Genomic DNA, 20616 nt, shown 5'->3' on the forward strand with positions numbered 1-20616 from the left:
GCCACCGGGATGGAGAAGGCTTCGGATATTGCGGTCGTTGTACTTGGTGCTGGTGCCGGAAAAAGGTTCGGGAGCGGGGACAAACTGAATCAGAAACTGGCCGACAAACCAGTCGCGCATCATATACTGGGCTCGCTCGCGCCGTTTCAGTGGGGGCGTAAGATACTCGTTCATCACGGAAAAGCTCCCTGGCACGATGCATTCATCGCCAATGGTTTCGTGCTGGCGCCTGTCGCCCAGCTTTTCGGGGGCATGTTGGGGTCGATACACAATGGCCTGACACAAGTGATATATGAACGGCATGTCCTTTTATGTCTCGCAGATATGCCGTTGGTATCCGTCCCGCATCTGACAGGTCTCCTGGCCTTGTTCAGAGCCAGTAATAGAGCAATTGTCGCGTCACGGTCACCGAATTTTCGTGGTCCGCCTGCCATCATTCCGTTGGCCAGACTGGAACTTCTCCCGAAGACGGGCGAGGGTGGTGCGCGTGCCTTGCTCAATGAAGCCCGGTTTCTGGATGCTGACGACCAGCAGTTCGCGGATATCGATACCGCCGGTGATCTCGAGAAGATACGGATTTTTCACGAGCAACCGGGTTCAGCTGCATTGGTTGCCGGAATTGGTTCAGGGTAATGGTTTTGCAGGAGACAGCGATCAGATTACTGGTCGGATAATCGCTCCTCGCGTACCGGGCCCGGACATTACATCTGCGTTCTCGGGAACATCCGGAAACCAGGGGCGTGTCTTCGGCTTTGTGTCTTAACGAATTCTGGTGAAGTATTAGCCCGTAATCGCGCAACGCCGGATTTCAGCCGGTCCTACCGATTGCGAACCGGTGTCCGGCAAAAATCTGGACCCCAGCACAGTCAAAGTCGACATTGAACTACATCTCATGTGTTGGAACAGCTCATTATCATCGCTGATCAGGTGCGCTTTCTGCCTGGAGATAGAAATTTTGCGAGCGGGCGGGGACAGGACCGACTTTGGTTAATGTTCCAAATGCCAGCCGGTGACGAACGCCACCGTGGCAGAATGCGTAATCTGCTTTTTTTCCCCCAGGGACAAAAGTTCATCTCTCACAGAGAACAGAAGGAGTTATTCGCGGGAAAATCGTTGAATGGAGGTTGCTGCCATTACCGCGTTATGGTCTGGGCACTCAAGAATTCTGTTGGCCCTGAATTCACCCGCTTGACGTTCACCCGACTATCAGGAAGATATTTATGCGTAGTCCACTATTCGCGTTTTCAGAATAGTTCTGGTTGGATTGGCTTTGGTGCCGGGACTTCTCGAAGAATCAGACTCGATCCTAGTCCACTCCAACGGACAAAGCTGGATCGCGGACATCACTGACCTGCTCCGTTTCAGGAATAGAGGCGGTAACTCCAGGGCAGAAGGAACAGATTTTTGTCTCGTTCAGCTTCAAGTCATCTTCAGCGCGCTATGACCGCACTGCTTGCCTAATGTGGCCCCGTAAAAGGAGTAATAATCGTGAATTTCATTCGTACTGCTGTTCCCGTTGCTGGCGTTGCCTTGATGTTGGTAATCGCCGGATGTCAAAAGGAAAAGGAGACCTCAGTGGCAGCAGATACCTTGCAGCCGCGTGTTTGTAAAAAGGAGGCTGCCGAGACCCTCGCGGGGAAAGACAGGATTTCGGACGAAGTTGCTATGAAACTGACCGGCGCAACCATTGTCCGTCAGATCAAGCCGGGCGATCCGGTCACGATGGACCTGAGACAAGAGCGAGTTACGATAGAGACCGACCAGGCCACTGGTAAAATCGTTCGCGCGTTTTGCGGATGAACCGGATTCTGCGCCGCATGCGGCCAGAATAATAGTGCGGGAAGGAGCTCGCTTTGGCTTCTCCCCGCAAGGAGCTGATTTTCCAGACGCCTGAGTGGTCCCGCCGATGCAATATCGTTTGGCGCACCATCCTCGCCGGAATAAGCGTAATAGACTTGTCTGATGCCCGCAAGGTACATTGCAGACAAGCGCGTCGGCCAGGGATAACCGCTTGCATAGACGACACCGCCACTCAAATCGGTTGTGCCAAGTGACTTGCTGGCCTGACGGACGGCTTGCATTTCAGCATGGGCACATCTCTGGTCAGCAAAGCGATCACAGCGTCAGATAATCTTGCCGCGTCATACGCATCTCACAAGCATTCGGGCAATCCGAAATCAGTCAGTTTCAAATCATATTTCTGTACCGCATTGTTTCTTTTGATCAACTCTGATTTGGTATTTTCGACAGGTCGACATTTTGCTTCTTATTTCGCGGAATTCCTTCCTTTGGTTTATCGGGAGTCACCCATTCCTTTCCTAAAGATGACTTTCTATCAGCTATGGCACGATCGGGCGCACTACAGTCCCGAGCTTCGCTGGCTCCGCGACCTGATCAATCGCGCACGTAATAGTCTTTATCGATAACGCATAAGATCATTAAGTGCAGCCGGGGAAGTATGCTGGAGCAACTCCACCCGTCGGGAGAATGGAATGAGGACGAAATGCCGGTGTGGTCTCTCCAGATTGTCGGTCGACCGTCGCTTGCCGGCAACCAGCTCCGGGGCTGGATGCTTGAACCGGGTGTGGGGAACGCTGTTCCGCGCATCCCAGTCGAATGTGCCGATTTGGTCTTCAGACGCTACAGCCTGCAAGGTTTGGGAAGGGTGCTACTTTCAAAACATGGATGAAGCTGTCTGTGGAATTCAAGATGACAGCCTGTCAAGCACTTGCCGGTGGAGATCAGGATTTGCAGACGCTACACATCGGTCACCTGATGCGAGGCCAAGCCCTGCTCCCTGCCAGTCCGTAATACAGCCTCCTGCTCCATTAATTACAGGGACGAGTGCGCAATAATCATATGGCGAGAGACCGCCATCAATGCTTATATCCAGGCTTCCGTCTGCGACACGTCCATAAGCAATACAGCTTCCCCCATAAACACACCAGCGTGTCGCTTCGCGCAAGTTATCGACACATACTCTGTCCGACCCGGTGAATACATCAGGATTTCCGTTGGCTATAAAGGCTTCGGCAAGGGTCCTGGTTGAGGCGCACTGGACAGGATTGCCGTTCAAGGTCGTTGGCTTACCCTGGTTGCCAAGCCAACGGTCTCCTGTGGTTGGATTATCGATCAACCCGATGAGTGGTACGCCGCCGCGTGTTAGAGAAATCAGCGTCCCATAGATTGCAAGCCCTCCGATGAATGCCTTGGTCCCATCAATCGGGTCTACGACCCATACAAATTCCCGATCCAATCCTCCGGCACCGAATTCTTCCCCAAGAATTCCATGATCCGGGAAGCGTTCGGCTATGCGCTCTCGCAGACGAAGTTCCACAGTTTTGTCTGTGTTCGTCACCGGGCTCGAGTCTGGTTTCGCGATGGGGCGTCGGTCGGCCTGTTTCGAACTACGGATGGTATGACGTGCAATATCGGCTAGTTCATTTGCGAATATAGCCAACTGGTTCAGTGTCTGTTCAGACATTGTCGCGCTTCCGAATGCATGACCAGCTATGAGTTATCTGGATTAGTTACACGTATTTGGTTCCACAGCGAAGCTGTGTGGTTTCGGTTGGCGGTTCTGAGAACCCGCCAGCCGATCTTTCCGGTCCATCAAGTGCTGGAACTATGCGCTGCGACGTTCGGTCTGCCTCGTCATCTCCTCTATGAGATTTGCCCGGAGGTTTTCGAGCTGACAAATACGAAGATGCTCGCAGGCTGCGCGCGCTTCATCAATTGCGGGGTGGTGTGCTGACGCCGGCAGTTTTTCCAGATTGAGAGCACTCTTCATAACATCCGGAAACTTGGCAGGATGTGCGGTTGCAACACATACGATCTTGACATCAGCGGGCAATTGATCGCGGACAGAGTTAACGGCTGCAACTGCAACTGCGGTATGTGGATCGATGAGATAGGAACCATCAGTTTCATAAAGATTGCGGATGGTTGCAAGGGTTTCTTCATCACCGATAGAAGCTGAAATGAAACCGTCCCGAATTTTATCAGCTGTATCCTGATCGAACTCCACCAGCCGGTTTTCGGAGAAGTCCTTCATCCATTGCCGTATACGTTTTGCGTCGCGGTTTGTGACGAAGTACAAAAAACGCCAAAAATTGTATGGTGCGACGATGTCGATCGCTGACGAGGGGGTTTGAACAAGATCACGGCGCGGAAATATTCCGGTTGAGAACGCGGTATGCAGAGCGCTGTTGACGTTGTTGGCGCAGACAAACCGGGCAACCGGCAATCCCATCGAACGCGCCAGATAACCGGCGAACAGATTGCCGAAAGCTCCTGATGGCACGGAGAAAACGATAGGGTCGCCTACCTGATTGACCGTCCGGAAATAGGCGTAAAAATAGTGCACAGTCTGATACATGACACGGCACCAGTTAATTGAGTTGACGCTGGAGAGCCCCAGGTTGCGTTTAAGAGTGTCATCTTCGAATAACTGAGCAACGACAAGATCAAGATCGTCGCCGCCATCAGGGCAGTTTTCAACGCCGACCGGGTGAACATTATCGGCGCGCAACACCGTCATTTGACGCTCTTGTTCCCGGGAAATCATTCCCCGCGGGTATAGCGGCCAGCAGTCAATATGGCGTTTTCCGGCTGCTGCCCACGCGGCGGCCGGACCGGTGTCACCGGTAGTGGCCAGCACGATGTTCAGCCGTTTCTGACGCTTCTCGAGGAGATAGTCCACTGTCTGCATCAGGAAGCCCATTGCCATGTCCTTGAAAGACTGGGTCGGGCCATGAAAGAGCTCTAGTACGCTTATATCGGGTTCGCCGGTGATTGGAGCCAGTCTGACGATGTCAGGGTGTTGAAAGTCACGATAGCTATCGTTTATGAGCCGTTTCAGATCATGTGGCGGGATGATTGATGGATCAATGTATAACGAAGTCAGCTCGAATGCGAGCTCCTGAAATGTGAGCCTGGAAAGTGCTTCCAGTCTGGTTTGGTCGATGACGGGGATCTCATCGGGAACGAACAGGCCGCCATCGGCTGCAAACCCCTGGAGCACGGCTTCATCAAAGCCGACCGGCTCAATACCACCTGTTGTACTAACGTACTGGATCATTACACTCCTCCTTGTTCGATTTAACTGGTGTAGTTTGCAGCATTTGTTCATGCGGAAGGGGATAACAGCCGCTCGCAAACTGCTTTTGCTATCTGGATATCCTGAACCGCAACGCCGGTTAGATCAGCTACGGTGATGTCGCTTTCGCTTGCCCGCGCTTTCGCGCCGGACTTTATGACATTGCCCAGCTCCAGAACTCCGTTCTCCGAGAGGTGCCCTTCACGAATGGCATGGAATATTTCCCCGCGTGAGCGGCATTGTTCTATGCTGTCTGCAATAACGACTTTGGCAATGCCCAGGATGCGTCCGTCCAGTTCCTGTTTCTCCGGCGTATCTGAACCAACGGCGGTGATATGTGTCCCGGGGCGCACCTGGCTTGCCATGATCAGCGGTTGGACAGACGGAGTGGTCGTAACTATAACATTACAGGCATCCGTGACGTCGCTGCTTTTACGTGTGGGTGTAACGGAGTAGCCAAGCGCGGAGATATCTTCGCAGTAGCGATCCAGACCTTCCTCAGAACGACCCCACACCACTACTTCCCGGCAGTCTGTTACGGAAGCAAGATAGGTTAGCTGCAGACGTGCCATCGCTCCGGTACCATAGATCCCTATTGCGTTGACCGTTCTGGGAGCGAGGTATCTTGCCGCAATACGACCGGCCAGCGCAGTCCGGATGTTAGTAAGATAACCGTCATCGAGAAGAATGGACTGCAGGAAACCAGTCTTCTGGGAGAAAACAAGCATCAGACCGGAGCCAGACGGAAGTCCGATGGAAGGATTATCATAAAAGCCTGAAGCGATCTTGATCACGAAGATTTCGTCGTTATGGATATAGCCGTATTTTATGTGTGTGTCGCCAGGTGGCTGTGCAAACAGGAGCTCGCCCACAGGCGGGACTACGACTTTTCCGTCAGAGTAGGCGACGAAACCGGCTTCGATGACAGACGTCAGGTCCATTGCCTCGGCAGCGGAACGAATATCATCAATTTGAAAGACTTTGGCCATCAATTGCCTCACATGGATTTTCTGAGCACAAGAATCCGCTCGGATGATCTGGACCCAATCATCCGTTCCTTCCTGTATTTGCCTTTTCCGATCGCTATGAGCTTCCGACGATCAGGAGAGTGTGTACGATCGCTCGCACACGCTAATGTCTGAGTATCTGACGCAGAAACAGCGCCGTACGTTCGTTCTTCGGATTGCCGAAGAAAGCCTGGGGATCTGCTTCTTCAATCATTTCGCCGCGGTCCATGAACACGACCCTGTCGGCAACGGATTTGGCGAAGCCCATTTCGTGTGTCACGCAGACCATGGTCATGCCGCCCTGCGCAAGATCGACCATCACGTCGAGCACTTCGGATATCATTTCCGGGTCAAGGGCGGAGGTCGGCTCATCAAACAGCATGATCTGGGGTTTCATGCACAGGGCTCGCGCGATTGCCACTCGCTGTTGTTGTCCACCGGAAAGCTGAATCGGATATTTGTGTGCCTGTTCGGGAATCCTGACACGCTCCAGATAATGCATGGCAATTTCGGTGGCCTGTTTCAAGGGCGTTCGACGAACCAGACGCTGGGCAATGGTGAGATTGCGGAGAACGGTCATATGCGGAAACAGATTGAAGCTCTGGAAAACCATGCCGACTTCACGCCGGACTGCATTGATGTCCCGGGTCTTGTCGGTAAGCTCGTGACCGTCGATGAAGATATCGCCGCTTGAATGCTCTTCCATCCGGTTGATACAGCGGATCAACGTTGATTTGCCCGATCCGGACGGACCGCATACGACGATCTTCTCTCCACGGTGCACCTTGAGGTTAATCTGCTTGAGTGCCTGGAACTTGCCGAAGTTCTTGTTAACATTGACCAGTTCAATCATCGTGTGTTTATCTTCATTCATGGAAGTCACCTTCAAGAGACAGTTTTGCTTTAGCGCACCATGTGGCGGCCAAGATAATCCTCAAGGCGCTTGATCCCAGTCTGCAATATCCAGGTCAGGATGATGTAGACGAAGGCCAGTGACAGGAATATCTGGTAGGGAGCAAAGGTTTCAGCGACAATGGTTCGGGCGATGCCGGTCATGTCGACAAGAGTAATTGTGCTTGCAAGCGCGGTTGATTTCATCAGGCTGATGATCTCGTTGCCGTATGCTGGCAGACATATGCGGAAGGCGAGCGGCGCGGTAATATAAACGAAGCGGTGTATTGAATTCATTCCAAGAGCGGCGCCGGCTTCGGTCAGCCCGCGCTCTACCGCGAGAACTCCGCCCCGGAAAACTTCAGAAACATAGGCCCCAACATTTAGCGAAAGTGCGACAATGGCACAACCAAACGGGTCTCTGAATACTGGCCAGAACATGCTGTCACGAATCCAGTCAAATTGGGGTAGGCCGTAATAGATGATGAATATCTGGACGAGGATCGGGGTCCCGCGGAAAACGTAGATATAGAGCTGCGCCGGCCAGGACAGCCACCATCTGGCACTCAGTCGCATCAGGAGCAGGATGACAGCGATCAGGGTTCCGGTGGCTAGGGAAACGACCATCAACTGGAATGTCATGGCAAAACCGCCCAGCATGCGTGGCAGTGCATCAAGGAGAATACTCATATTCATGATGGTCTCCGCTGCAAATGCCGGTTGGCCAGGTACTCAAGCAGATTGACTGAGAGCGTGATGATGCTGGAAAAAAACAGGTATATCAGGCCCACGACGATATACATCGTAAAGGGTTTACCAGTCACGCCCGCTGCCTGTTTGGCTACAAACAGCGTCTCGTTTAGCCCGATGATCGAGATCAGCGCCGTATCCTTGATGAGCGATAACATGTGATTGCCAAAGGCTGGCAAGGCCGTGCGCCACATTTCGGGCAGGCGAATATAGACAAATGTCTGCAGGGCGTTCATTCCCAGGGCGCGCGAAGCTTCGACGCTGCCGGGTTTGACGCTCTTGAACGCCCCGCGGAATGTTTCAGTGGCATAAGCGCCCACAACCAGGGCAATGGCTATCGAGCCCGCCCAGAATGGCGGAATGTCAATGAACTTGACCGACGGATTGAAAAGCCGTGCAATCGTTGTCAATGTGACCGCCGAACCAAAATACAGCATAAGGATGACAAGTATTTCAGGCGTGCCACGAAAGAACACCGTGTACATGTTGCCAATTGCATTCAGTGGCCGACTAGACGACAGCTTGGCAGCAGCGCCAAGCAGTCCAAAAATCACCGTCAGAATCAAGGAGTAGATGAATACTTTCGCAACTATGACCGATGCGAATAGATAATTATCCCACCAACCGTTCAGGGCTTCCAATTTGCTTCTCCGTCTTTTGAAAAACCATGATCGACGGATTATTTATCAGCCCATGCATCATCATGGATCGGGAATGGAAATATCTTCAGGGCATACTCCTTGAGCTTGCCCTCGCGAATGAGCTGACGAATGGCATCGTCTATCTTGCCACGCAATCCGTCGTCACCTTTGCGCAGACCGATCCCAACACCTGGTCCGAAATATTCAGGCTCGTTGATTTCCGGCCCGACCAGCTCAAATTTGCCTTTACCTTCGCCCTGCAAGAAGGAGAGATAGGCCTTCATCGGATTGGTCATGATCATGTCGACGCGACCGTTCTTGAGGTCGAGATACATTGGTTCGACACCGTCATACATGACCAGATCGGCATCAGGCAGTTTGGCCTTGAACCATTCGAAGTAGGTCGACGCACGTTCGACACCTATCCGGACGCCGTTGAATTTTTCGGGGATGGGCTGTCCGTTTGAGTCAAACATATCGGCCCCCTTTCCAGCCTGCCCCACCAGGTGCCCGACCGACTTGCGATAAGGGATAGAAAAATCGATCTGCTGTTTGCGCTTGTCGGTAATCGACATGGAAGCAATGATCAGATCAAATTTGTTGGCGAGCAAGGCCGGAATCAATCCGTCAAACCCCTGACAAACATAGTCCAGCTCGTAACCGGTGATCTCGGCAACGCCTTTGGCCACATCCACATCGTAGCCTTCGAGATTGCCTTCCGCCGTGCGGTAGTTGAATGGCGGATAGGTACATTCCATACCAACCCGCAACGTTTCGGCTTGGGCCGTAGTAAGTGCAGCCAGCGCTACCGCTGCGGCACCAGTCAGAGACAGTTTCCAGTTATTCATCGTGTTTGTTCCCTTTTGTTATTATTTCAACAGCCCATTTCCGGGCGATGCATCTGATTTTCCCCGCTTGCGTGGCGCCTGGATTGTTATTAGACTATTTCATCTAAAATAGACTGTCTAGTCCAATTAATTCGGAAGTGTTCAAAGAGGATTCAGTCTATATTGCGTGGGATCGACGAAGGAGGATTCATTTTGGGTAAGGAAAACAAAGCTGTGGCCAACGAAATTGACCCGGCACTTTTGCCTTATGTGCCGATATGCGAGGCAATAGCGAATTTGTTTGCCCCCTTTGCGGAAGTTGTTCTTCATGATCTGTCGAGCAAATCTGTTGTTCATATCGCCGGGAACTTCTCAAAACGAGAACCGGGAGATCCTTCCAACCTCGATGAGATTGACTTTAAATCATCCGACGTACTGATTGGCCCTTACGCCAAAACGAACTGGGATGGGCGTAGAATAAAATCTATCAGTTCTGTTGTCAGAGCGGTGTCGGGTAAGGAAATTGGCGTTTTGTGTATCAATGCCGATATGTCAGTGTTCGAAAGTATGGTGCTCACATTACAGAATTTTGTATCGGTTCCTCCGGCGCCAGGCGAGATGGAAAGTTTGTTTCGCGATGACTGGTTTGAACGCATTAACAGTTATATTCAGCATTGGACCACGTCGCGTGGGCTGAACATTTCCGACCTTACCCGAGCACAAAAGAAAGAACTTGTGCAGGCGCTCGCCGATGACGGAGCGTTCAGCGGGAAAAACGCTGCCAGCTATATATGTCGACTGCTCGGTATGGGACGGGCTACAGTTTATAATTATCTGAATGGTCATGTCGCGAACGTTGGGAAATGAGTACAGAACCGTTGTATGCGAAGTGTGGCTGCTATTCCCGATCTGACCGTTTTTCTTGCTTCACCGGCCTGAGCTCCGTGCTCCAGTAATCTCTTGCGGAGGCGCATGGAGGGCCATGCCCGGGGATGGGGCAATGGAGGAAATGCCAAAACGGCGGTAGTTCCTGGCTCATTGGATCATGTTTCTGGCAATTTCATTATTATCAAAAACGCCCGATCCACAGTCTCGCTTTGGGTACGATCGCTTCTTCGTATACGTCTGCACGCTTCCTCTTGAAAGTATTTGGAAAGTGAATACTCAATATAGTAATATTTAATTTCCGAATGAATACCACCACACGTATAAGAGGCGGAACACGCTGCCCGCTATCAATTCAGCAGGTTGACGTGCGAGGTGGTTTCAGCGCCTGAACGGTGCATATTCATGAGTTATCCATGTCAGAACGGGAAGATATTGCAGTTGAGGCGGCGGCCTCGCATAGAACCGGGAAACTCGGTCACGGCGTAGTGAAGCGAATTGCATCCTCACTTCTTCTATACCCGCGCTACCGGTTGTTATGGCTCTCCAATCTTTTCTTTTTTGCCGGGGTATGGACGCAAACACTCGTACTAGGGTGGTTGGTGTTCGAATATACACATTCCGAGATCTCGGTTGCAATTTTCACTGCCGCGCGCCTCTCACCAATGATGCTGGGTCCGGTTAGCGGTGTCATTTCGGACCGTTTTGACCGTCCGAAACTGTTGCTTGTGGCATCGGGCTGGGCATTCGTGATGATGGTGTTAATCGCGACCCTGGTCGCGCTGAACATGGCCAGTTTCTGGGGGCTGGTTTTCGGTGGCTTCTGCATTGGTCTGGCGCAATCTCCCTCGCAACCGGCCCGGTTCAGCCTGGTCGCCGATTTTGTCGGGCGTGAGAGCCTGAGCAACGCGAACGCACTCAATTCCATCGTTGTTTACCTGACCCAGGTTATCGGTCCTGCACTGGGTGGTGCTATGATTGCCAGCTTTGGTCCAGCCGTTGCGCTGGCGGTCTCTGCATTCTGGTATCTGATCGCCTTTGTAGCAATCTGGCCGGTTCGAAATCTGAAAAACAAACACGGCTCTGCGTCAGGCGAGAGCCTGGGGAGATCGTTGGCTGCCGGCTTTCAAGTCGTTCTATCCAACCGCTTGCTGGGTGCGGTGCTGTCGGTAACTTTTGCTGCGAATATATTGTTATGGCCAATTTATCAGGGGTTCATGCCAGTCATCGCCAAGGAACATCTGCATCTCGATCCACGAGGGCTTGGCTGGCTGCTGGCGTGTAGCGGGACAGGTGGTCTGATTGGCTCGCTTATTATCGCCAGCCTGGGTGATTTTCATTATAAGGGCGGTCTTTTCGTGTGCGCAACTGCGACGTGGGGAGCGCTTTGGGCGGTGTTCGCACTCTCTTCGTCAATTCCGCTATCTTTTATCCTGATGACGCTGATCGGACTGGCATCATCGCCTTTTGCGGTTTTGCAGACGACCTTGATGCTGATGATGACAAAGCCGCAGTTGCAAGGACGCGTGATGGGAATACAGGAGCTGACAATTGGCATTATGCCGGTTGCCAGTCTCATGCTAGGCATAGCCGCAGAATTCATTGGAATCATCCACGTCGCAATGTTGAGCGGGATCTCTCTGGTGATCGTCCTGGTAATACTGGCTGTCAGGATCCCGGCACTGCTGCGTTACAGTGGAAATGATACCTGAAATCATCACCAATGATCTCGGTTTGAAACATGAGTTGTTACGAGATGGGCTTGGTTGGGGGGGATGCCTCTTGGCATCGTTAGCGCCGACATCGAAGCCGGTCGTCTTGTCATATTGGACCTTGAGAAGCGGACAGCGCGCAATCGGAGAATGCCGATGCATTTGATTCATCGGTTTGACCGGTCACCGGGACCTGCGTGCGCGACGCGGACCTTCTTCCATTAATGAAGCGGGCGGGAATGATCTGCGTGCTGATGGGAATAGAGCCTACCGATCCGGCGACGCTGGCCGCGATCCGCAAAGGCTCGACGGTGCGCGAGGATCAACAGGCGGTCGCGGCCTTGCGCGAACATGGTATCCTGTCAATGCTGGGCCACATCGTCGGGTTCGAGGAGGAACGCATGGGCGACTACCTTCGCGCGATCCGGCAAGTTTCGCTTTACGATCCCGATCTGTTGAACGCGATGTATGTAACTCCTCATCGTTGGTCGGACTGGACAGCCAGCAACGCGGACCGTGTTGTGATTCAGCACGACCGGGCGAAATGGGATTATCGCAACCAGCTGCTGTCGTCGCGACACCTTTCATCACGTGCGATCTTCTGGATGGTGAAGCTGATGGAAATTGCGGTTCATGCGCGGCCAATGGCATTGTACCGGGTGCTGTTTCACCCCGATCGCGCGCTTTGTGAGCATCTGCGATGGTGCTTTCGTTTCAGTTTCCGTGTCTGGCGCGCGGAAGTGGCAGAATTCCTGCGCAACCCACCGGACGACGTATCGACATTGACGCTCGCCGACTGGTTTAAACGCAAGCCCTCCAGTTAGGATCCACGCAGGGCGGTTTGACTGATATATGTAGCCACGCCACCCGTAAATCGGACCCCGCTTTTGTGCAGCGTTTCCAGAAGACGTGCAAACCAACTCCGGGCCCTGCCAGCTTGCCTCCTGACCAACCGGGGTGATCGCCGGAAGTACTTCCCATCAACTTGTGACGGAAAGTACTATGCGTATCACGCATGTGGGTTACGGCATGACTGGAGCCACATAGGTAAAGGTCGACATCAGGATGGCTGCCAATATCATAACCAACGGAAAATGAATGCAGAACTGAACGGAAGTGTAGCCAATCAGGTCCTTGGGTTTCAGGGTTAGAATTCCAAGCAGCGGCAGCATCCAGAATGGATTAATGAAGTTCGGCAATGTTTCTGCAACATTGTACACCATCACGGTCCAGCCGAGATGAGCTTCCAGCTCATTGGCGGCCTTCATTACGTAGGGGGCTTCAATCACCCATTTTCCTCCCGCTGATGGAATAAAGAACCCGAGTACCCCGGAATAAATGCTGACCACGAAAGAGAAAATCGTCGAGTTCGACGAAAAACCGACGAACCAGTGCGCAATCGTGTCGGAAAGGGTAGCGCCGCCGGAATTGGTCACCTTGGTAAGAATGGCGGCAATACCGGCGTAGAATGGGAACTGCAAAAGGACACCGGAAACACTCGGCATTGCTTTGGCGAAAGCATCAATCAGGCTGCGTGGGCGCCAATGTAAAAGGATCCCCAGAAGCAGAAACACAAAATTATAGGTATTCAGTCCCGAAAGTGTGATCAGCGGATTTCCGGACTGAAAAGTCTGCCATAACCAACCTAATGCCACAAGAACCACGAGAATCGTCAGTATCGGGCTGTATTCCAGATAGTCACCAGGACGTGTCGCCTTGCGCACTTCGATCTGGTCGGTATCAAGTCGCACTCCAAGATCTTCGGCTGTCTTGGCAAACCGGTCAACTGGGGCGGAATAATAGCAGATGATGGCTGACAATACGGTGACGAACAAGGTCATTACCAGGTTCTGCCAGGTAAGAATGGTATCCGTAAAAGGAATAACACCGGTAATTGGTAAAAGTGATGGAGGAATGCTCTCAGCGTTCGCCTGCAATTGTGCAGCGGACGAGGTGATACCGAGCGTGAAACCGCAACCGAGACCCAGATAGCCGGCTGCGCCCGCAGCACGGTAATCGAGGCGGATATCGCGTCGGCGAGCGATCTCGCGCACCAATAAGCCGGAGAAAATCAGACTAACGCCCCAGTTTATGAGCGAAAGAAGGATCGACAGAACGCCGACAAATACGATTGCCCCGCGCCCGGTTTTTGGAAATTTCGCCAGCCATTTGAGCGTGGCGGCAACGGGAGGGGACATCGCCACAACATAGCCGCCGATCGCAACAAGTGCCATCTGCATCGTAAACGGGATCAGGTTCCAGAAGCCGTCCCCGAACGCTTGGCTGATCGCCAAAGCAGACGATCCGTGAGCTAGCGCGGCGCCCGCAACGAGAACCACGGCAAGTAATACGAAGACATAGGCATCTGGAAACCAGCGTTCGGCAAACAATACCATCTTTTGTGAAAAGCGAGCCATCCAGCCCGGGTTCTCGGTTGTCCGTACGACATCGGTCATTTTGATTTATCCCCTTGTATTTTCTATTTTTGATTTGCGCTTATCCTCTCGCCAGAGTGACGCCACTCAAAGGCACCGCCACACAGGCTAGACAATGTCCAGGTTCCACATCCACTGCAGAAAGGTGTGCAACCTCTCCGGAGATCACGGTCAGGGAGCAGCTTTCGCACTGGCCGACCCGGCAACCACTAGGTAGCTGGACGCCGGAAGCGTGCGCCGCATCCAGGATTGAACCTGCGTCCGGTTTCCAGACGAATGAAATATTGCTGCCGGCGATCCTGACTTCTTGTGCCGTAAGTTGTGGCGGGATTTGCGCTGGCGATACGAATGCCTCGGCAAAGATATCGAAGGCGAACACACCTAACTCAACCAGGCTTGCTTTTGTGTCGGATATGAATTGCGGAGATCCGCAAAGATAGATGAGTGGTCGGTGGCTAAGGAGCAGTGTGAGTTCACCGATGTCAATCCGGCCCGCTCGATCATAATCGTATCCTGCCTTATCTTCAGAACGTGGCGAGGAGTAAAATGTAATGAGCTTCAGCGTTGATAATCTGGACTTCAGCTCTTGAAGGCGCTGCGCATACGGGTGCAGACCGCCATGTCTGCAGCCGTAGAGCAGATGGACCTCTGGCGCGTTGTTCCTGTGAGCCAGGGTTTCAAGGTGGCTCATGAACGGCGTTATACCGATGCCCGCGGCAATGAAAACGATTGGCCTGTCGCCGCCAAGCGGAAGATTGAAAACGCCCGATGGTTGAGACAGTTTGATTTCATCGCCGATATTGAGCTGATGCATTAACTGTGAGAACGACGGCGGCGTGCCAGCAGGCGAGGGCGTGCGGCGGATGCCCAGCGAAAGGCTTGAGGGAGCATCACCGGTTCCTGTGAGAGAGTAAGAGCGACGTGTATCGACGCCGCTTATGGCGACTTCCACATGCTGGCCTGGCAGAAAATCCGGCAGCGCACCAGCATCACGCGGAACGAACTCGATCGCAATAACATCGTCAGCCTCGTGACGTCGCGCAGAAACAACGAATGTACGGGAACCAGTCCAGCGACCCTTGTTGGCATCGGACAGCGCGTGAACCTGGCAACTCGTTGCACGCAGCGGAACCGATCCGCTTACTGGATCAGAGTGACCGTCGTTCAGGATGGCGTTAAGATTGGTCACGAACGCCTGGTTGTCGTCGTCGTGGTTGCGTCCAAGCGGCTGACAGTCTTCCCACCAGCCAAATTCGGCAACGACCACCCGATCATCTAATGTGTTGTTGATACGCACCCGTAAGCGAGCCTGGCCGTTTGGCGTCTCGACCAGCGCCCAATCTCCGTCCTCGAGGCCGTGCTTATTGGCAAGTGCTTCGCTGAGTTCGACTGCGGGATCGGGTGACTTCTTTCGCAGTGATGCGACATGACGCAGCGAAGTATGGATGAACCAGCCACTCTTGGCTGTTGTCAATACCAGCGGAAAACGCGGGTCAGCAGTTGGACGGAGTGGACTTTCAACCGGCTCGACATGCTCGGGCAAGGGGTTGTAGCCATGCTGGAGAAGTGTTTCAGAATAAAGTTCCGCCCGGCGAGTATGTGTTTTAAAGCCGGTTACGCCATTGCCCTTGTTGGTGGCGTATTTGGCGTAACCGAATGGCTGTGGAAAGCGCCGGCCTGAAGGATGCAATGCCAGGTCAGCAATGTTCACCCCTAATGGCTCGAGTTGATAATTCCACCCACGTCGTATGTCGCCCTCGAAGAATTTCTCCCCGAAGCCAAGTCGCTGGGCCAGATCAAAAGCGATGGCGTAATCAGCTCTTGATTCTCCACATCCTGACAACATGGATGGGCGGAACTGGATCGTTTCGGCTGCCTCTTGTGTAATCTCAAAGCCGATCTTGAGCGCCTCACGTTCCCACGGCATGTTTGCGGGCAGAATGATATCAGCCATCTCGGCTGTAGGGTTCATGAACATGTCAACGTGAACATGAAAGTCGAGCGCATGCAGGACGGCAAGGTTACGTTCGGTATTGCTCTGCGATCCGACAAGATTTGATCCCCAACTCATGAGGGCGCGCACCTTGTAGGGATCGCCATGCAGTGCCGAACGTTCAAAGTCACGGGCAGTAATCCAACCCAGTGAGGGAGGTCCCAGGGGCAAACGGTCGATACCCAGCGCCTTTTGTAATTGTCCGGAAGGTAAAAGCGAAAGGTCGTTGACGGTACGCGTGGGCGGTGCAACCGGCCAGACATTGCCACCTGATCTGTCGCAAGCTCCGGTCAATGCATATAGCGTGGCAATCGCCCGTTCGATTGCGCTGGCGTTGGAGTGCTGACCGACGCCGGTCCACGAATGATAGGCAAGGCGAGGCGAACCCTCAAATAGTCCCGCAAAGGAACGAATAACGGTCGTGTCGAGCCAGGTAAGACCCGACACATGGTCAAAGTCATAGGGTTCGACCGCTTCTCGTAACATTTGGAACGCCGTCTTCGCGCCCACTTTTCGCCCGTCACCCAGTTTGATCGAGACCATTGCGTCAAGGCGTACACCGTGCGCGAGCTCATGTCTGGTATCGTACGCTCTCGGCTGTCCTGTCGGGTCGAGCACGACAAAGGCGTCTTTGTCTCCGCCAGGAAAAACATCGTTTGCGCGCAGGAACCGCCCGCTACCGTTTTCGATTAGAAAAGGTGCATTGGTCCAGTGTGCAACGAAATCGTGATCAAAGGTTTCGGTTGCGATGAGGTGGCGTATAACAGCCATCGCTAACGCTGCATCCGCACCTGGGCGAATTCGAAGCCAAAGATCTGCCATCTGGCCTGAGCCATCCGGCTTGGGGTCTATTACAGCGACTTTAGCGCCCCGCTGCTTCGCATCGGCTATTCTCGATGCTTGTGCCAGCCAGGTTCGTGCGGGATTATGACCCCATAGAACGATCGAATCCGCCTGTTCATAATCAGGAAAGCCAATGCCGCGACCAAAGGTCAGCGCATGAGCATAATCCTTGTGCCATCCGCAAACTTCAACTGCGTACAACAGGTTGGGGCTGCCGAAGCAGCGCACGAAGCGCTCAATCCATTCTGAACTGTCAACTATCGGCGTGCCGCTCGGCGTAGTCATTGCGAAAACTACCGCCTCCGCGCCGCATTCTTTGCGGACGATGTCCAGTCGTTCAGCGACCGTGGTCAACGCCTCATCCCAGGAAATCTCGGTCCAACCGGGATTTTTGGCGCCTTTGGGCGCGGTGCGACGCAGTGGTTTCTTCAAACGGCGCGGGCTGTAGACGAGCTCTGGAGCGGCGCGACCCTTGGCACAAAGCGCACCGCCAGTGGGATGCTCACCGAATGGCTCGACACCTACCAGGCGCTTCCCCTCGACAACCGTCATCGATCCACAACGAGACCGACACAAAGTGCAGTAGCCTGGTATCTTTCTGGCCATAGGCATTGCTCTCGATAATGCATGACAGTAATGCACTACTGTAAAAATTGCAGTAGCCTCTGTCAAGCTGCTATCGTAGAAAGCGATTCAGGAGGCGTGGCCATGGACACAAACTTGAGAGAGCAGGTACTCCAGAGAGTTCGCGCGGAGATCATTGCCGGTGAAAGCTCCCCTGGAACGATGTATTCTGTTCCCACGCTGGCGTCTGCGCTCGGCGTGTCGTCGACACCCGTGCGTGAAGCGCTATTGGAACTTGCTCGCACAGGTCTGTTGGTTCCGGTTAAAAATCGTGGTTTTCGCGTAAAGGAGCGTTCACTCCAAGAATTGCGAGATTTGTTCAATATGCGTGAATTACTTGAGCTTCACGCCGCCCGCCTGGTTGCAGAAAGGCCGCAGAAAGACATTTCGTCACTAACGGTTCTGGCTGATCAGATCAGACAGGCTTACGAAGCAGATGACGTCAAGAGTTACCTTGAGTCAGATCGGGCCTTTCATCGTGACCTGATCGATGCCGCAGGCAACAGGCTGCTCACAGAGACTGTCATGGGACTGCGTGATACGATGCGTCTCTATGGTATCCGCTCACAAGCGGGTCGTGATCGCCAGAAGGATTCAATCGCTGAACACTATGAAATCATCGCACTGGTGAAAGCTGGTGAATCTGGCCAGCTCGAGGCATTAATGCGTCGTCACATCCGTGCCTGGGAACCGATCTTCGTTGAGGCATTGACACAACCGAACGGAGTTTTGCCAAGGGCTGCTGCATCTCGATAAAGAGCAAACGGTTATCTCAGCAATGAGTATCGTCAACAATCGGGCCAGATGGTGCTCCTCATGAAGCTATTACGATTTTCGATCTCGTAATAACAGAAATGTGAGCGATCCGTTCCGCTTGCGAGAAAAACTGTTGTCAGTGTTTTGCCCAATGAATACGGGAAGTTACAGGCGGCAACTCAGCCTCTTCATGATAAACTGTGCATTTCGAACGAAACAACATTATCGTAAGTCACCGTGCTTGCGAATATTCTTACAGACCATTGCAATTACACAGAATTTCCAATAATTAGCGGAAATCCAGTCGCCTGTAATGATGCGATCAGACACTCTAGACGAGCGCCAGCTTTCTCCTGCGTAGGGGAAATGAACAGAGCGCACCAAACAAGCACGATCCGGTTTTTAGAGATGATACCCGGCAATTGTTGACCGGTAATCTGATCCAATCGGAACCCGCGCACGTTGCAGGATTGTGGTGTTGCCCCATACGGATCGAAATCTTCAGATTTATCTTACCCATCGCATCGAGTTCGTGGACTATGCAACCACCATCGTTGGTGATCGCTCAGTAGGCGAAGATCTGGTGCAGGAAGCATTTCTGCGCATGAAATCCGCTGTGGCCGATCGATCTCTCGATGAGCCGGCGCGATATCTTCGTCGCATCATACGCAATCTTGCTATCGACTGGACACGGCGATCCGTCATCGAGCAGCGGCGACGCGACAACAGCGCTGATTTCGACGCCTTCGCGGAAGACCGGCCTAGTCAGGAGGATGTCGTATCGCATCGTGACGACTTGCGTGTCGTCATGGCAGCGATGGCGGAGTTACCTGAGCGAACCCGGATTGCTCTGGAGATGCATCGCATGGAAGGTTGCAAGCTGAAGGAGATTGCTGCCCGGCTTGGCATCTCCGTTGGGCTCGCACATTCGCTTGTCTATGAGGGGTTGGAATATTGCCGGAAGCGGCTTTTACAAAATATATGAAGACTTAAGCCATTTCTGAAAAAATCGGGGGCTCCTTCGTTCTTTGTACAGGGAGCATCTAAACTGGAAGAGTTCCCTGCCCACGACAGGCCGAACAATCATTCGGGAGTCATACCCATTTCATCGAACGAGACATCGGAGAAGGCAGATCGGGAAGCGCTTGGCTGGCTGATTGCGCTTCAGGAAGATCCGGATGATGAGGATGTACGCGCCCGTTTTCGTGCCTGGCTTGGCTCTGACCGGACGAATCGGCAGGCATGGGCAAAGGCTCGGCATGTCTGGAATGTCCTCGGCGATGCAAAGTATGCGTCTGCGGCACCAAAAGTTGCTTCGGTAGGAACAGGCTTGCAGATTCACAAAATGAAGTCGGAAGCGGCACCGCGGCGTCATCGACGTCCACGTCAGTACGTGTGGGCGGCTGCCACTGTGTTAGCGATCTGTCTGGCAGTCGTGTTGCAGCCATCGTTTAACATCTGGCTTACCGCGGACTATACCACCAGTACTGCGCAGATTCGGAATATCCGGCTGGAAGACGGAAGCATTGTACATCTTGGCGCCGACAGTGCCATCGAAATTGCATTTGAGCCGGAAATGCGACGTATCCAGCTACTTTCTGGCGAGGCATATTTCGAAGTCGAGCCAAATCCGATGCGTCCCTTCAAGGTAGAGGCGAGGAATGTTGAAACAACCGTGCTTGGCACCGCTTTCGATGTGCGTTTGATGTCGGATGGGGTTACCGTAGCCGTCAATCGCGGGCGCGTCGGTGTTGTTGGGTCCAGGAGGCGGCCCGTTCTCGATGCCCCTCTCGAAGCAGGGGACTGGGTGCATGTCGATCGGAATGGGCAAGTCGAGCGCGGAAACGACGAGCCCGAGTTGGTCGCAAGTTGGCGCACTGGCATGCTGGTTGTGAAGAACCGGCCGATATCGGAAGTTGTGGATGAGATCCGTCGGCATTATCGCGGAAAGATTATACTCGCAGAAAATGAACTCGGCGGGCAACGGATCACCGGTGTTTACGATCTCAGAAAGCCTGTCGATGCGCTTCGTGCTGCAGTGCAGGTGCATGGCGCCAATGTGCGCCAGATCAGCCCCTGGATGGCGATTGTTTCAAGCTACTGAAACCCGGTTCCGCAAGAAAAATTAAAACATGAGTATTTTTCTCTGAAAAA

17 protein-coding genes and 1 pseudogene are annotated in these 20616 nt (G+C 53.2%); 9 read left to right on the top strand and 9 right to left on the bottom strand.

Going from position 1 to position 20616, the window contains the following annotated elements:
• The first annotated feature begins 9 nt into the window (after window positions 1-9).
• The gene (locus AAE521_RS07195) at window positions 10-633 is read left to right on the top strand and encodes an NTP transferase domain-containing protein (RefSeq protein WP_342060880.1); all 624 of its coding nucleotides are present in this window, start codon (window positions 10-12) and stop codon (window positions 631-633) included.
• Between the two features lie 855 nt (window positions 634-1488).
• Window positions 1489-1800, top strand: coding sequence for an I78 family peptidase inhibitor (locus tag AAE521_RS07200; protein ID WP_342060881.1), 312 nt, complete (start codon window positions 1489-1491; stop codon window positions 1798-1800).
• A 904-nt stretch (window positions 1801-2704) separates the two neighbouring features.
• Here AAE521_RS07200 and AAE521_RS07205 read toward each other — a convergent pair.
• The 7 genes from AAE521_RS07205 to AAE521_RS07235 all read right to left on the bottom strand — a co-directional run bounded on the left by AAE521_RS07205 (window position 2705) and on the right by AAE521_RS07235 (window position 9235).
• Entirely contained in the window at window positions 2705-3484 is a 780-nt protein-coding gene (locus AAE521_RS07205) for an inositol monophosphatase family protein (RefSeq protein ID WP_342060882.1), read from the bottom strand.
• 141 nt (window positions 3485-3625) lie between these two features.
• On the bottom strand, window positions 3626-5080 hold the full coding sequence (gene thrC, locus AAE521_RS07210) for a threonine synthase (protein ID WP_342060883.1): 1455 nt from the start codon (window positions 5078-5080) through the stop codon (window positions 3626-3628).
• Between the two features lie 47 nt (window positions 5081-5127).
• Window positions 5128-6087 carry an ornithine cyclodeaminase family protein gene (locus AAE521_RS07215; RefSeq protein ID WP_342060884.1) on the bottom strand — a complete coding sequence of 320 codons (960 nt, stop codon included), beginning with the start codon at window positions 6085-6087 and terminating at the stop codon, window positions 5128-5130.
• A 142-nt stretch (window positions 6088-6229) separates the two neighbouring features.
• On the bottom strand, window positions 6230-6979 hold the full coding sequence (locus AAE521_RS07220) for an amino acid ABC transporter ATP-binding protein (protein WP_342060885.1): 750 nt from the start codon (window positions 6977-6979) through the stop codon (window positions 6230-6232).
• Between the two features lie 29 nt (window positions 6980-7008).
• Window positions 7009-7692: an ABC transporter permease gene (locus AAE521_RS07225; protein ID WP_342060886.1), complete on the bottom strand. Its 684-nt coding sequence runs from the start codon at window positions 7690-7692 to the stop codon at window positions 7009-7011.
• Window positions 7689-8387 carry an ABC transporter permease gene (locus AAE521_RS07230; RefSeq protein WP_342060887.1) on the bottom strand — a complete coding sequence of 233 codons (699 nt, stop codon included), beginning with the start codon at window positions 8385-8387 and terminating at the stop codon, window positions 7689-7691. Before AAE521_RS07230 ends, AAE521_RS07225 begins: the two co-directional genes overlap by 4 nt.
• A 38-nt stretch (window positions 8388-8425) precedes the next feature.
• A complete protein-coding gene (locus AAE521_RS07235) occupies window positions 8426-9235 on the bottom strand; it encodes an ABC transporter substrate-binding protein (protein ID WP_342060888.1) in 810 nt (269 codons plus the stop codon).
• A gap of 192 nt (window positions 9236-9427) precedes the next feature.
• Between AAE521_RS07235 and AAE521_RS07240 the strand changes: the two genes are divergently transcribed.
• From AAE521_RS07240 to AAE521_RS07250, 3 genes are all read left to right on the top strand, one after another.
• A complete protein-coding gene (locus AAE521_RS07240) occupies window positions 9428-10081 on the top strand; it encodes a helix-turn-helix transcriptional regulator (RefSeq protein ID WP_342060889.1) in 654 nt (217 codons plus the stop codon).
• A 413-nt stretch (window positions 10082-10494) separates the two neighbouring features.
• Window positions 10495-11811 carry an MFS transporter gene (locus AAE521_RS07245; protein WP_342060890.1) on the top strand — a complete coding sequence of 439 codons (1317 nt, stop codon included), beginning with the start codon at window positions 10495-10497 and terminating at the stop codon, window positions 11809-11811.
• Window positions 11812-12008: 197 nt separating this feature from the next.
• On the top strand, window positions 12009-12635 hold the full coding sequence (locus tag AAE521_RS07250) for a radical SAM protein (RefSeq protein ID WP_342060891.1): 627 nt from the start codon (window positions 12009-12011) through the stop codon (window positions 12633-12635).
• Window positions 12636-12833: 198 nt separating this feature from the next.
• Here AAE521_RS07250 and AAE521_RS07255 read toward each other — a convergent pair whose 3' ends face one another.
• Window positions 12834-14267, bottom strand: coding sequence for a short-chain fatty acid transporter (locus tag AAE521_RS07255; RefSeq protein WP_342060892.1), 1434 nt, complete (start codon window positions 14265-14267; stop codon window positions 12834-12836).
• A gap of 40 nt (window positions 14268-14307) precedes the next feature.
• The gene (locus AAE521_RS07260) at window positions 14308-17688 is read right to left on the bottom strand and encodes a molybdopterin-dependent oxidoreductase (RefSeq protein WP_342060893.1); all 3381 of its coding nucleotides are present in this window, start codon (window positions 17686-17688) and stop codon (window positions 14308-14310) included.
• A gap of 102 nt (window positions 17689-17790) precedes the next feature.
• Here AAE521_RS07260 and AAE521_RS07265 point away from each other — a divergent pair, with 102 nt between their 5' ends.
• The 4 genes and pseudogenes from AAE521_RS07265 (at window position 17791) to AAE521_RS07275 (ending at window position 20566) form a co-directional block, all read left to right on the top strand.
• Window positions 17791-18462, top strand: coding sequence for a GntR family transcriptional regulator (locus AAE521_RS07265; RefSeq protein WP_071632328.1), 672 nt, complete (start codon window positions 17791-17793; stop codon window positions 18460-18462).
• A gap of 478 nt (window positions 18463-18940) precedes the next feature.
• Window positions 18941-19447, top strand: coding sequence for a sigma-70 family RNA polymerase sigma factor (locus AAE521_RS07270; protein ID WP_071632369.1), 507 nt, complete (start codon window positions 18941-18943; stop codon window positions 19445-19447).
• A gap of 117 nt (window positions 19448-19564) precedes the next feature.
• Window positions 19565-19711 (top strand): annotated as a pseudogene (locus AAE521_RS26745) (FecR/PupR family sigma factor regulator); the annotation flags it as partial.
• An 81-nt stretch (window positions 19712-19792) separates the two neighbouring features.
• On the top strand, window positions 19793-20566 hold the full coding sequence (locus AAE521_RS07275) for a FecR family protein (protein WP_342060894.1): 774 nt from the start codon (window positions 19793-19795) through the stop codon (window positions 20564-20566).
• Window positions 20567-20616: the final 50 nt, after the last annotated feature.

It is taken from the genome of Brucella cytisi (genome assembly GCF_038433355.1).
Taxonomy (GTDB): domain Bacteria; phylum Pseudomonadota; class Alphaproteobacteria; order Rhizobiales; family Rhizobiaceae; genus Brucella; species Brucella cytisi.